This is a genomic window from Streptomyces sp. NPDC023573 (assembly GCF_055559735.1).
The window spans coordinates 317,042-329,845 of the sequence record NZ_JBVHKB010000007.1; the positions used below are offsets into that span (position 1 = coordinate 317,042).

Genomic DNA, 12,804 nt, shown 5'->3' on the forward strand with positions numbered 1-12,804 from the left:
GCTCCTATTCGGGGATGGATGCGGTGATGCGGAGGTGGGAGAGCACCCAGGCGTCGAAGTGGCCCGGTTGCTCCTGGTTGGCCAGGTGACCGGCGTCCTTGACGATCACGTAGGCGGTTCTGTGGATGGCCCCGGCGATGGCCTGGCTCGCCTGGGTGCCGGTGACCCGGTCCTGTTCGCCGCAGAGCACGAGGGTGGGGGCGGCGATCGAGGGGAGCTCGGCGCGCAGGTCGGCACAGGCCATGGACTCGGCGGCGTAGGCGTAGCCCGGCAGGCGTACGGAGTCGGCCATGGTGTCGACGACGCGGCGTACCAGCTCGTCCGGCGCGCCGGACGACACCAGCCGGGGGCCACGGGCTTCGGCGAAGGCGCGGGGTCCCAGCTCGGCGAGGTCGGCGGCCCTGGCCCGCATGCCGGCGGCCTTGGCCTCGTCCGTGCCCGAGCCGGGGCTGGAGTCGGCGATGATCAGTGAGGCGACGAGCTCCGGGTGGCGGGTGGCCAGACGCAGCGCGATCACCCCGCCCCAGGAGACGCCGAGGACATGTGCGGTGGTGGCTCGCTCCCGGATGAGGGCGGCCGCCGCGTCGGCGTAGTCGTCGAGGCCCAACGGCCCGGTGGGATCGGGCGACTTGGCGTAGCCGGGGGCGTCCCAGGCAACGACCCGCGCGTACGCGGAGAGTTCGGCGAGCTGCGGGGCGAAGGCGGCCGAGGACGAGCCGATGCCGTGCAGGCACAGCAGCAGCGGTCCGTGGTCGCCCGCCTCCTCGACGTGGACGTGGGCGGCGGCAGCGGCGGCGGCGGCGCTCACAGGATCTGCCCGGTCCGGCCGGCGAGGGCGGCGAGGCTGCGGAGCACGGCGTACGGTACGACCTGGCTGGTGGCGGGATTGCCGGGGTCGGGCAGGTGCGCCACCTCGAAGCGGTAGGTGCCGTGTCCGCCGGACGCCTCGATCACATGCCGCGTGCGGTGCGCCGCCGGGTCGGCGACGACCTGGACCCGCACAGCGTCCAGGTCGCCGACGGCCAGCGCGACCGAGGCGGCCACGTTCGTCGACTTGGGGAATTTCACGGGGACGTCGCGGGCGGTGCCGGACATGACCTCGACCGGGCCCGTGGCCGTCCGCATGCGTCCCAGCAGCTCCTCGTCCATCCAGGGCTGTTCGAGGGTGGACGGCAGCTTGGTGGTGGTCAGCCGGACCTCGTCGAGCGGGCCGAGGGTGCGTACCGCCTGGAGCAGGTCGAGCCCGCCGACCGCACCACCCGTGAAGTACACCCGGCCGGGGCCGGCCGCCAGCAGCCGCTTGGCGAGCTCGTCGTCGGTCAGCGCGCCGGTGGAGGCGATCAGCAGATCGGTGCCGGATTCCAGGACCCGCTCTCCCCATTCGCGTACGACGCCCTGGCCCGCGGCCTCGACGATCAGGTCGCAGGACTCCATGGCCTCCTCGAAGGTGGCCTGGCGCACGGGGGCGGCCTCGCCGAGCGGGCGGTTGTCGACGACGCAGACCAGCTCGGCGCCGGTCACGCGGCCTTCGGCGAGCGCGGCGCCGACGACGCGGCCGATGGCGCCCCAGCCGACGACGGCGACCTTGCGTACGGTGCTCATGCGGTGGCCTCCTGGGCGTCTACGGGAACGAGCGGGCCGGCGGCCCGGGCGCCCGGGGTGGCGAGCGGGCCGGGGTCCGGGGAGCCGGCCATGCTGCAGCGGATCTCCTTCGACGGCGCGCCGGCCGTCCCCCACAGGTCGGAGAGCTCGGGGACCCGCCGCCACACCCGGGCGATCCAGGCGTCCTCGACGATCTGGGCGACCTCCGAGGTGTATTCGCAGACCAGCCCGGAAGGGTCGGTGAAGTAGGAGAAGGTGTTGTTCCCCGGGCCGTGCCGGCCGGGGCCCCACCGGGGGGTGATGCCGTGGTGCCGCAGTCGTCCGAGACCCCGCATGAAGTGGTCGACGGAGGTCATCTCGTAGGCCACGTGGTTGAGCGAGGTCCACTCCGCCTGGTTGAAGGCGATGCAGTGGTGATCGCTGTTGCAGCGCAGGAACGCCATCTGGTGCTCGGACCAGTCGGAGACGCGCAGCCCGAGTACGTCGCAGTAGAAGGCGACCGCGGCGTCGATGTCGGTGGTGTTGAGCACGGCGTGCGTCACCCCGACGGGAACGGCGCCGTCCCTGCCGCGCGGTACGACGGCGTCGACCTGGGCGCTGATCTCGATGAGGCGGCCCTCGGGGTCGGTGAACCGCAGTCCGTAGCCGCCGCCGGCCTGGTCCAGCGGGCCGGGTCCGGCGACGGGCACCAGGGAGCGTGCTTCGAGGCGGCGCGCCGCCTCGTCGACCTCGGCGGGTGTGGCGACGGCGAAGGCGATCCTGCCGAGGCCGACCCGGTCCCGCTCGCTCAGGTGCAGGACGTGGTGCTCGTCGCTCGTGCCCCGGAGCCAGCGGGCGCCGGTGTCGGACTCGACGGTTTCGAGCCCCCAGACGTCCTCGTAGAAGTCGGCGGCCTCGGTGAAGGCCGGGGTGTGCAGCTCGACGTAGCGCAGCGAGCGGAGCCGGGCGATCGGACCGGGCGGTACGGGGTGCATGGGGTCCCTCCAGGACTGGCAGGTGTGCCGGGTCAGTTGGCCCACGGAAGCGGATGGTCCGAGATGCCCCAGTACAGGGACTTCTGGCGTTGATAGGCGCGGATCGCGTCGCGGCCCTTCTCCGTGCCGAGGCCGCTGTCCTTCCACCCGCTGAAGGGGGTGGAGGCGCTGAACTGCTTGTAGGTGTTGATCCAGACGGTTCCGGCCTCGATCCGGCGCGCCAGCGCCCCGGCGGCGCGCAGGTCGCTGGTCCAGATCCCGCAGGCCAGACCGTAGACGGAGTCGTTGGCCTGGCGGACCAGGTCGTCCTCGTCGTCGTAGGGCAGGGCGACGAGGACCGGGCCGAAGATCTCCTCCTGGCAGGTGCGCGAGGTGTTCGGGAGGCCGTCGAGGACGGTGGGCAGGTAGTAGGCCCCGTCCTCGTACAGATCTCCCTCGGGCGCCGATCCGCCGCACAGCACGCGGGCCCCTTCGGACCGGGCGAGGTCGACGTAGGCGGCGACGGAGTCGCGGTGGCGGTGGTGCACCAGGGGGCCGACCTGGGTGGCCGGGTCGGTGCCGGGGCCGACGCGCAGTTTCCGTACACGCTCGACGAGTTCGCCGACGAAGGAGTCGTAGATCTCGCGCGCCACGAAGAGCCGGGATCCGGCGATGCAGGACTGGCCGCTGGACGAGAAGATGCCGAACAGCACTCCGGACAGGGCCTGTTCGATGTCTGCGTCGGCGCGCACGATCGTCGGCGACTTGCCGCCCAGCTCCAGTGAGGCGGGGATCAGCTTCCGGGCGGCGGTCTCGGCGATGGACCGCCCGGTCTCCGTGCCCCCGGTGAACCCGATGCGGCCGACGAGGGGGTGGCGCACGAGGGCGTCACCGACCACCCGGCCGCTGCCGGGCAGCACGGAGAGCAGTGCGGCCGGCAGCCGGAACTCGTCGAGCGCCTGGAAGACGATCCGTCCGAGTGCCAGGGAGACCAGGGGGGTCCAGGCGGCGGGCTTGAGGATCACCGCGTTGCCGGCGGCGAGTGCGGGGGCGATCTTCTGGGCGTCACTGGCGACCGGGGAGTTCCACGGGTTGATCGCGCCGACGACGCCGATGGGCTCGTGCGTGCTCACCGTGACATACGGGCCCCGGGACGGGGTCACCGACTCCTCGGCCGTCTCCAGGACGGCCGCCATGTAGCGGAACGTTCCTGCCGCGCTGAGCGCGAGGGCCTTGGTCTCGGTGAGGGTCTTGCCGGTGTCGGCGGTCTGCAGGGCGGACAGCTCGTCGGCGGCGCGCTCGGTGAGCTCGCCGATCCGGTGCAGCAGCCGGGCCCGCTCATGGGCGGGCAGGTCGCGCCAGGCCGGCTCCGCCGCGGCGCGCGCCGCGGCTTCGGCCGCTTCGGCGACCTCGTCCGCCGAGGCGGAGTGGACGGTGGTGAGGACGCGGCCGGTCGCCGGGTCGACCGTGTCGACGGGCTCGCCCGCACCGCGCCGCCACTGGCCCGCGATCAGGATGTGGGTGGGGAACTGCAGCACGGATGGACCTCCGGACGAGGCGGAAAGTGGGTGGACTCCGGGTGCGGACAGGCTCGTTGGGTTACCGCCACCGGACTGCCGAAGTGCTAGAAATCTAAGTGCTTAAGTTTCTCAACACAAGACCCCGAGGTGAAATCGTTGCCCGAACGGTCTTGAGCACCACTTCCACGCGATCGATGATGGCGACCGGGTCGCGGAGAACAAGCTTCCTAAGCCCTTAACTATTGACCCCTTAGGTATAGCCCCCTACTGTCTCCGCAACTCATCTGCCCGCGGAAGGACCCCCTCCATGACGACTGTGGCCGGCAAGCCCGCTCTCGGCTCGATCGCCGCGAGACTCGAACGACTGCCGCACTCGCGCTGGCACATCAAGGTCCGGTTCCTGATCGGCGCCGTCACCTTCTTCGAGGCGTTCGACCAGTTGCTGGCCGCGTCCGCGCTCCCCGTCCTGATGAAGGAGTGGGACCTGTCCACCGGGCAGGCCACCTTCGCCGTCACCTCCGCATCCATCGGCATGCTGCTCGGCGCCCTCGCGGCGGGCTGGCTGGGCGACCGCATCGGACGCGTGCGCACCGTCGCCCTGGGAGTCGGGATCACGGGCCTCGCCAGCCTCGCCGTGGCCTTGTCCGGCAGCATCGAGACGTTCTCGCTCTTCCGCTTCCTCCAGGGCCTCGGCATCGGCGGCGTCGTACCGGTCGCGGCGACGTACATCAACGAGATCGCCCGGTCCGACAAGCGGGGCCGCTTCGTCCTGCTGTACGAGATGATCTTCCCCGCCGGACTGGCGGCCGCCACCCTGCTCGCCGTCTGGGTGGTCCCGGCCTTCGGCTGGCGCGCGATGTTCCTCGTGGGCGCGCTCCCCGTGGTGATCGCCGCGCTGCTGCCGCGCCACGTCGAGGAGTCCCCGCGCTGGCTGCTCTCCCGCGGACGTACGGCCGAGGCCGAGGCCGCGATCTCGCGGATCGAGGCGGAGGTCGCCCGCGCCACCTCCGAGGAACTCCCCGCGCCGGCACCGTCCGTGGACACGCCGGACGAGCCCAAGGGCACTCTCATGGACCTGTTCCGCGGACGCTATCTGCGGCGTACGGCGGTCCTGTCGGGGCTGTGGTTCGTGGCGTACTACGTGAACCACGGCATCTCCACCTGGCTGCCCTCCCTCTACACGAAGGAGTTCGGCCTGGACCTCACCACGGCACTCGTCTACACCCTGGTCAGCAACGTCACGGGCCTGCTGGGCACCTTCGTCGTGGCCATGCTGATCGACCGCATCGGCCGCAGGCCCGCCCTGATCGGCGCCTTCGTCGGCACCGTGCTCTCCCTCGCCGTACTGGCGCTCGCCGGCGCGACCTCGGGAGGCCAGGTGGCCCTCTTCGCCTCCTGTACGACCTTTTTCCTGTACGCGATCAACGCGGGGCTCTACCTCTACTCCCCCGAGCTGTACCCCACGTCCAACCGGGCCAGGGGCGCGGCCTTCGGCGGTCTGTGGAACCGGTGCGGCGTCATCCTCGGCCCGGTGGCCGTCGGCGCGGTCATCGGCGCGGGCGGCGGCCTGGGGCTGGTCTTCGCCCAGCTGGCCGTCGTGGGCGCGGTGGGCGCCGTGATCGCCTGGTTCGCGGTCGAGACCAAGGGCAGGACCCTGGAGGAGCTCAACGCCTGATCACACCGGTTCGGGGCCGGTGGCCCGGAGCAGCGCTCACTGCTCCGGGCCACCGGCCCCGAGCGTGTGTGCCAGGGTTCCCAGGAGGGCCGTGAGCCGCCGTCGTTCCGCGTGTCCCAGTCCGGCCAGCAGCGCCCGCTCCTGCTCGGACCGCACGTCCGACACCCGCCCGGTCAGTTCGAGGCCCTCGGGAGTGAGACACAACCAGACGATCCTGCGGTCCCCGGTGTCCCGCTCCCGGCGGATCAGTCCGGCCTCCGCCAGCCGGTCCGCCTGCTGCGTGAGCCCGCCCGCCCGGGCGGAGCCGGCCGCCGCGACCTCACCGGTCGTCAGCCGGTACGGGGCACCCGCCTCTCGCAGCGTGGCCAGGACATCGTAGGCGGGCAGGCTGATGCCGTACGCGCGCACCGCCCTGCCGACGACGAGCTGGTGGCGCGCGGAGCATTCGTTGAGCAGGGCGAACAAGGACGCCGTGCCCGAAGTGGTCCCCGGCTCCTCCGGGGTGGCAGGGCAGGCCTCCACGGGGCCGGGGGCTTCCCGGTCCGGGCCTTTCGCCTCCGCTCCGGCCGTCCGCGCGGCGGCCGGCCCCCCGGCGTCGCCGAACGCCGTGGCGAGCACGTCCGTCAGCGCCGGGGCGAGCTCCGAGGCCGGCACCGACGCCGCCGGTTCGTGCGCGAAGACATAGCGCTCCATGATGACGCCGAAGAGGACGCTGCGGATCACCGCGGTACGCACATCGGCCCCGTCGGTCGTGCCGAGGACCTCGGCGAGGGGTTCCCCCACCTGCGTGTCGAGGATCGTGCGCAGCAGCTCGGCGCTCGGCGGGTGACTGACCGCCGAGCGGATCAGCGCCGGCCAGGGGTCGTCCGCCGGCAGTCGGTCCCACCGGTCGAGATAGGCACGGGCGAGGACGCCCGGAAGGTCCCCCGCCTCACCGCCGGTCGCGGCGAGCACGTCGCGGCTGACGCCGGCCCCACTGCCCACGGCCTCCCGGAAAAGACCGTCCTTGGTCCCGAAGTACGCCATCACGAGGCCGGGCGTCACCCCCGCCTCGGCGGCGATGGCGCGCACCCCCACGCCTTTGAAGCCGTGAGCGCCGAAGAGACGGCGTGCCGCGTCGAGGACCGCGCGGCGATTGCCTTCCGGGTCGTGCGAACCGGGGCGACGTGGCGGCGCCGGTTCCGGAGCGTGGGCGCCCGCGCCGTCGCCCGGCCGTCGTCGCGGGCTCATGCTCTTGCTCTCTGGATCCACATGGTTCAGATTAAACGGGTGTGCATAAAAACACTCGTTCAAAAACGGTCACAGTGCGTGGACGGGGCCCGTCCCGACCGTGAGCGGAAGACCGGTGCCGCCCCGCCGTACGGCGACGATCTCAGCCAGGACCGAGAGGGCGGTCTCCTCGGGCCCCCGGCCGCCGAGGTCGAGACCGATCGGTGACCGCAGACGGGCGAGCCGGTCCTCACTCACGCCGGCCGCACGAAGACGCGCCAGCCTGTCCTCGTGTGTGCGGCGGCTCCCCATCGCGCCCACGTACCCCGCGGGGCCGCGCAGGGCACGGGTGAGGGCCGGGACGTCGAAGCGCGGGTCGTGGGTCAGCACGCACACCGCGGTCGTGCGGTCGACCAGTCCCTCATGGGCGAGGAACCAGCGGTCAGGCCGGTCGGCGACGACCTCGTCGGCGCCCGGGAAACGTCCGGGGTCCACGAAGGCCGGCCTGGCGTCGCAGACGGTCACACGGTGGCCGAGCGCGGCCCCGAAGGCCGCGAGCGGCCGGGCGAACTCGGTGGCCCCGAAGATCAGCAGCCGGGGCCGGGCAGCGAAGGACTGCACCAGCAGTTCCCGCTCCGGGACGCACCCGGGGCCCGCCCCGCGCTTCTCCGCCCCCTCCCCCGTGGTCACCAGCCCGCTCGCGCCGCGGCCCAGCATGCCCTCGGCCGCCAGGGCTGCCGCCCGGTCGCCAGCCGCGCCACCCAGCGAACCGCTCACCTCCCCGAGCCCCACGGCCAGGCTTCCTCCACCGTCGAGCGCGGTGACGAGCGCGACCGGGACCCCGGCGGCCAGGTCCGCCGCGACGCGGCCGAGCGGCACCCGAGGGCCGACTTCACGGATCAGCACCTCGATCGTCCCTCCGCAGGTCAGCCCCACCGCGAAGGCGTCCTCGTCGCCGACTCCCCACCGCTCCACGACCGGTGGCCCTCCGGCGAAGACCTCCTCCGCGGCCGCGACCACGGCAGCCTCGACGCAGCCGCCGGACACACTCCCGGCGATACTGCCGTCCTGGGCCACCAGCATGGAGGCGCCGGGCCCGTGCGGGGCGGAGCCCCAGGTCCGCACCACGGTCGCCATCACACAGCGGGTTCCGGAGCTCTGCCAGGCCGCCGCCTGGTCGATGACGTGTCGCATGTCGCTCACCTCGGGCCGTGAAATCTGCGGATACCTCTTGCCAACGAGAAACTTTAGTGTAAATCATTTCAGGTACTAGATACATCTGTGCGTAACGATCGGTACACCGACGCCCGAGCACCACGGCGTGCCGACCATCCGAGAGGCCCGGTGGCAGCAGATTTGAAACCCACACCCTTCGACTACACCGCTCCCCGCTCCGTCGCCGAGGCGGTCGCCCTCCTCGCGGACTCCTCGCGGGACGCCAAGATCGTGGCGGGCGGCCAGTCGCTGATCCCCATGCTGAACATGCGCCTCGCGCGGCCTGAGCTCCTCGTGGACATCACCCGCATCCCCGCGCTGGCCGAGCTGTCGGTCGACGCCGCCGGCGCCCTGCACATAGGCGCCGCCGTCCGGCAGGCACGGGCCGCCGCGGATCCGGCCGTCCGCCACGGATGGCCCCTGCTGGCCGCGGCCATCGGGCACATCGGCCACCCGCAGATCCGCGGTCGCGGCACCGTCTGCGGCAGCCTGGCCCACCACGACCCGGCCGCCGAACTGCCCACGGCGGCGCGGGCGCTGGACACCCGCTTCGTGATCACCGGACCGCGCGGCAGCCGCATCGTCCCCGCCGAGGACTTCTTCGTCGCCACGTTCTCCACCGCGGTCGGCGACGACGAGCTCCTCTCGGAGGTCGTGGTCCCCCCGATGCCGGCACCACACGGCTGGGCCTTCGAGGAACTCACCCGCAGGCACGGCGACTTCGCGACCGTCGGAGTCGCCGTCCTGCTGGTGCGCGCCCCCGGCACGGGCACGGTCCGCACCGCCCGCGTCGTCTTCAGCGGTGCCGGCCCCGTCCCCGTACGGCTGCCCGCCGTCGAGGAGGCGCTCGTCTCCACCCGGGTCGGCGAAGAGGCCCTGGCCGCCGCGCGGAGTGCCGCGCTCGCCGGCCTCTCCCCCTCCGACGACGTCCATGCGAGCGCCGCGTACCGGCGCGAGACCGCCGCCCATCTCCTCGTCCGTGCCTGTACGACCGCATGGGAGCGCTGTTCATGACCCCTTCCGTCCCCGCCCCTCCCACCGTCCGCACCCCGCCGCTCGCCGAACCGTCCGGCTGGCACCGGATCGCCCTCACCGTGAACGGAGAACAGATCACCGCCGAGGTCGAGTCCCGGCTGCTGCTCAGTGACTTCCTCCGCGACCGGCTCGGACTGACCGGCACCCATGTCGGCTGCGAGCACGGAGTGTGCGGGGCGTGCACCGTGCTCGTCGACGACGAACCGGCCCGCACCTGCCTGACGCTGGCAGTGCAGTGCGACGGCGTCGCGATCCGCACCGTCGAGGGCCTCGCCCCGGGCGACGCCCCCCTCACCCCGGTCCAGCGCGCCTTCCACACGTGCCACGGCATGCAGTGCGGCTTCTGCACGCCCGGCTTCCTCATGACCGCGACGGCTCTCACCGAGCAGCCCGAGCGCCCGGGAGCGGAGGAGGTCGCCGACGCGCTCAGCGGCCACCTGTGCCGGTGCACCGGCTACCGCAACATCCGCCGTGCCGTGTGCCAGGCACTCGACGAGCGTTTCGGGGAGTGACCCGCATGTCCCACGCTTCCGACACGGGCCGGCAGGACGGCGGCAGCTGGATCGGCAGGTCCGTCCCACGCGTCGAGGACGACCGGCTGCTGCGCGGCAACGGCCGTTACGTCGACGACATCGCGCTGCCGGGTGCCGTCGAGGCCGCGTTCCTGCGCAGTCCGCACGCCCACGCCCGTATCGAGTCCATCGACGTGAAGGCGGCGCTGGAAGCACCCGGTGTCGTCGCCGTGTGGACCGGCGGCGACGTCGCGGACCTGCCTCCCATGCTCAACAAGGAGGAGCTGCGCACCCCGCCGGGCCTAGCCGAGCTCCTGGACCCCACGGTCCGGATGACGCCCATGCCCCTGCTCGCCGACGGCAAGGTGCTCTACGTCGGCCAGCCCGTCGCCGTCGTCCTCGCGGAGAGCCGCTATCTCGCCGAGGACGCACTCGAACTCGTCGACGTCCGCTACGCCCCGCTGCCCGTGCTCGTCGACCCCGAGGACGCCCTGTCCGCCGAGGCCCCGCTGCTGCACGAGGAGTTGCCGGACAACACCGCCGTGGCCGTCGCGACGCGCGTCGGCGAACCGGACGCGGCCTTCGCCTCCGCGCACACCGTGGTCGCCGAACGCTTCGAGGCGCACCGCTATGTGGCCTCGCCGATCGAGACCCGTGCGGTATCCGCCCAGGTGGACCCCTACAGCGGCCGGCTCACCGTCTGGGCGGGGACGCAGACGCCCCACCGTCTGCGGGAGGCCATCGCCCACACGCTCGCCCTCCCGGCGGACACCGTCCGTGTCATCGCGGCGGATGTGGGCGGCGGCTTCGGACAGAAGGGCATCCTCTACGTCGAGGAACTCCTCGTCCCGCACGCCGCCCGCAGGCTCGGCCGCCCCGTCCGGTGGCGCGAGGACCGCAACGAGAACCTCACCGCCTCCTCCCACGCCCGCGAGCAGATCCACCACATCGAGCTGGCCGCTGACGCGGAGGGGCACCTCGTCGGCGTACGCGACCGGATCATGGTGAACTTCGGCGCGTACAACATGACCGGCCTGGTCGTGCCGTACAACTCGCTCTGCCATCTGCTCGGCCCCTACCGGGTCCCCCACGTGGCCATCGAGGTCACCGGAGTGCTCACCAACACCACGTTCGCCACGCCGTACCGAGGGGCGGGCAGGCCGGAGACGGTGTTCGCGATGGAACGCGCGATGGACCGGCTGGCCGCCGAACTGGGCATCGCGCCCGAGGAGCTGAGAGCCCGCAACCTCGTCGGACCGGACGAGATGCCGTACACGACCGGGCTGGTGGACCGCTCCGGCAGCCCTCAGTCCTACGACTCCGGGGACTTCCCCGAGCTCCTGCGCCGCGCCGTGGCGAAGGCGGATGTCGAGGGGGTCCGCGCCAGGCAGCGCGCGGGCGGCGGCGACGGCAGGCGCATAGGTATCGGTTTCGCGATGTACATCGAGGCCACCGGCCTCGGCCCGTTCGAGACGGCACGGATCGACATCGCCCCCACCGGGCGGGTCCGCCTCTCCATAGGCGCGCCCTCCCAGGGCCAGGGGCACCGTACGTCCATGGCCCAGATCGCCGCGGACGCCATCGGGGTGCCGCTCGATGTCATCGACGTGACCGGGGGCGATACCGAGGCCACGCCGTTCGGCGTGGGCACCATCGCCAGCCGTGCCCTGGTCAACGCGGGCAACGCCGCCCACCGGGCCGGACTGCTGGTCCGCGAGAAGATCATCGACGCGGCCGCCCGCCGGCTGGGCGTCCCGGCGGACCGGCTCGGCCTGCGTGACGGCGTGGTGGCTGCGACGGAGCCGGGTGGCCCGTCGATGGACCTGGCGGAGCTGGCCGGCCGGGCCCCGCTGCCCGGGACGCCGGAACCCTCCGACGGCCGTCACGGCACCGAACTCAGCGAGACCGTGCACTTCCGGCCGCCCGGCTTCGCCGTCGCCAGCGGAGCGCACGCGGCCGTCGTGGAGGTGGACGAGCACACCGGCGTCGTGCGGATCCTGCACTACGTCGTCGTCCACGACGCGGGCGTCATCGTCAACCCGATGATCGCCGAGGGCCAGGTCACCGGCGGCATCGCGCAGGGCATCGGCGGCGCCCTGTACGAGGAGATGGTCTACGGCCCCGACGGGCAGCCGAGGACCGGCACCTACATGGACTACCTGGTGCCCACCTCCTCGGAGATCCCCGACCTGGACATGGACGAACTCTTCACCGCGAGCCCGATGAACGACCTCGGGGTGAAGGGACTCGGGGAGGGCGGCGCGATCGCCCCGCAGGCGGTGCTCGCCAACGCCGTCGAGGACGCGCTGCGCCCCTTCGGCGTGGTCGTACGCCGCGGCCCGCTCTCGCCCAGCCGGGTGCGCGACCTGATCCGGAACCCGGCCGCCGGCGGCTGACCTGCCCCGACGTCCGCCTTCGAACCCAAGGATGGGAAAACCATGCAGCTCGACCACACCTTCACCGTTCCCGCCGGTCCCGAGGACGCGTGGAAGCTCTTCCACGACCTCGGCCGGGTCGCGCCCTGTATGCCCGGTGCCGTGCTCGACACGCTCGACGGCGATTCCTTCACCGGCCGGGTCAAGGTCAAGATCGGTGCGGTGCAGATGAGTTACCGCGGCGAGGGCACCGTCACGCGCGACGAGGCCGCTCGCTCGATGCACCTCGACCTCACCGGCAGCGAGACCCGGGGGGCGGGAACCGCGTCCGCGACGGTGACCGCGACCCTGGCCGGGGGCCCCGACGGCACCCGGGTGCACGTGCGCACCGACCTCGACATCACCGGACGTCCGGCACAGTTCGGCCGCGGGATCATGAGCGAGGTGGGGGACCGGCTGGTGCAGCAGTTCGCGGACCGTCTCGAGGACCTCCTGCGTGCTCCCGCCCCCGGATCCGCGGGCCCGGCGCCGGTCGTGTCCCCGGCCGAGCCGGAGGCCGTGGACCTGGGCGCGGCGGCCCTTCCCGTGCTGCTCAGGAAGGCCGCCGTACCCGCGGCCGCCGCGTTGATCGCCGTCATGCTGCTCGGGGCGGTGAGGCGGCGCTCCCGCGGCTGAGCCTCCCATCACCTCAGCGGTAAGATTCTCAGT

The 12,804-nt window shown here is 72.6% G+C and carries 11 protein-coding genes; 5 read left to right on the plus strand and 6 right to left on the minus strand.

Features of this window, described 5'->3' with window-relative positions; genetic code table 11:
• Positions 1-4: 4 nt before the first annotated feature.
• From ACZ32T_RS23800 to ACZ32T_RS23815, 4 genes are read right to left on the minus strand one after another with little or no spacing between them, the layout of a single operon-like run.
• Positions 5-808: an alpha/beta fold hydrolase gene (locus ACZ32T_RS23800; RefSeq protein ID WP_467368856.1), complete on the minus strand. Its 804-nt coding sequence runs from the start codon at positions 806-808 to the stop codon at positions 5-7.
• Positions 805-1,602: an aspartate dehydrogenase domain-containing protein gene (locus ACZ32T_RS23805; RefSeq protein ID WP_467368858.1), complete on the minus strand. Its 798-nt coding sequence runs from the start codon at positions 1,600-1,602 to the stop codon at positions 805-807. The genes ACZ32T_RS23800 and ACZ32T_RS23805 overlap by 4 nt, the downstream gene beginning before the upstream one ends.
• The gene (locus ACZ32T_RS23810; protein ID WP_467368860.1) at positions 1,599-2,576 is read right to left on the minus strand and encodes a VOC family protein; all 978 of its coding nucleotides are present in this window, start codon (positions 2,574-2,576) and stop codon (positions 1,599-1,601) included. The genes ACZ32T_RS23805 and ACZ32T_RS23810 overlap by 4 nt, the downstream gene beginning before the upstream one ends.
• Positions 2,577-2,608: 32 nt before the next feature.
• Entirely contained in the window at positions 2,609-4,093 is a 1,485-nt protein-coding gene (locus ACZ32T_RS23815; RefSeq protein ID WP_467265632.1) for an aldehyde dehydrogenase, read from the minus strand.
• A 289-nt stretch (positions 4,094-4,382) separates the two neighbouring features.
• Here ACZ32T_RS23815 and ACZ32T_RS23820 point away from each other — a divergent pair, with 289 nt between their 5' ends.
• On the plus strand, positions 4,383-5,750 hold the full coding sequence (locus ACZ32T_RS23820) for an MFS transporter (RefSeq protein ID WP_467265631.1): 1,368 nt from the start codon (positions 4,383-4,385) through the stop codon (positions 5,748-5,750).
• A 36-nt stretch (positions 5,751-5,786) separates the two neighbouring features.
• On the opposite strand, the gene ACZ32T_RS23825 is transcribed toward ACZ32T_RS23820, so the two are convergent.
• Positions 5,787-6,980, minus strand: coding sequence for a TetR/AcrR family transcriptional regulator (locus tag ACZ32T_RS23825; protein WP_467368863.1), 1,194 nt, complete (start codon positions 6,978-6,980; stop codon positions 5,787-5,789).
• Between the two features lie 69 nt (positions 6,981-7,049).
• On the minus strand, positions 7,050-8,153 hold the full coding sequence (locus ACZ32T_RS23830; protein WP_467368865.1) for an XdhC family protein: 1,104 nt from the start codon (positions 8,151-8,153) through the stop codon (positions 7,050-7,052).
• Between the two features lie 150 nt (positions 8,154-8,303).
• Here ACZ32T_RS23830 and ACZ32T_RS23835 point away from each other — a divergent pair, with 150 nt between their 5' ends.
• From ACZ32T_RS23835 to ACZ32T_RS23850, 4 genes are read left to right on the plus strand one after another with little or no spacing between them, the layout of a single operon-like run.
• Positions 8,304-9,188: an FAD binding domain-containing protein gene (locus ACZ32T_RS23835; RefSeq protein WP_467265625.1), complete on the plus strand. Its 885-nt coding sequence runs from the start codon at positions 8,304-8,306 to the stop codon at positions 9,186-9,188.
• Positions 9,185-9,721 (plus strand): (2Fe-2S)-binding protein, encoded by a 537-nt coding sequence (locus ACZ32T_RS23840; RefSeq protein ID WP_467265623.1) that lies wholly within the window; start codon positions 9,185-9,187, stop codon positions 9,719-9,721. The genes ACZ32T_RS23835 and ACZ32T_RS23840 overlap by 4 nt, the downstream gene beginning before the upstream one ends.
• Positions 9,722-9,726: 5 nt before the next feature.
• A complete protein-coding gene (locus ACZ32T_RS23845; RefSeq protein WP_467368867.1) occupies positions 9,727-12,117 on the plus strand; it encodes a xanthine dehydrogenase family protein molybdopterin-binding subunit in 2,391 nt (796 codons plus the stop codon).
• A gap of 42 nt (positions 12,118-12,159) precedes the next feature.
• Entirely contained in the window at positions 12,160-12,771 is a 612-nt protein-coding gene (locus ACZ32T_RS23850; protein ID WP_467265619.1) for an SRPBCC family protein, read from the plus strand.
• Positions 12,772-12,804 lie beyond the last annotated feature (33 nt).

Bases quoted from the DNA above. Each gene is read 5' to 3' on its own strand.
- ACZ32T_RS23805 (WP_467368858.1), bottom strand. From the start codon at position 1,602: ATGAGCACCGTACGCAAGGTCGCCGTCGTCGGCTGGGGCGCCATCGGC.
- ACZ32T_RS23810 (WP_467368860.1), bottom strand. From the start codon at position 2,576: ATGCACCCCGTACCGCCCGGTCCGATCGCCCGGCTCCGCTCGCTGCGC.
- ACZ32T_RS23820 (WP_467265631.1), top strand. From the start codon at position 4,383: ATGACGACTGTGGCCGGCAAGCCCGCTCTCGGCTCGATCGCCGCGAGA.
- ACZ32T_RS23825 (WP_467368863.1), bottom strand. From the start codon at position 6,980: ATGAGCCCGCGACGACGGCCGGGCGACGGCGCGGGCGCCCACGCTCCG.
- ACZ32T_RS23830 (WP_467368865.1), bottom strand. From the start codon at position 8,153: ATGCGACACGTCATCGACCAGGCGGCGGCCTGGCAGAGCTCCGGAACC.
- ACZ32T_RS23840 (WP_467265623.1), top strand. From the start codon at position 9,185: ATGACCCCTTCCGTCCCCGCCCCTCCCACCGTCCGCACCCCGCCGCTC.
- ACZ32T_RS23845 (WP_467368867.1), top strand. From the start codon at position 9,727: ATGTCCCACGCTTCCGACACGGGCCGGCAGGACGGCGGCAGCTGGATC.
- ACZ32T_RS23850 (WP_467265619.1), top strand. From the start codon at position 12,160: ATGCAGCTCGACCACACCTTCACCGTTCCCGCCGGTCCCGAGGACGCG.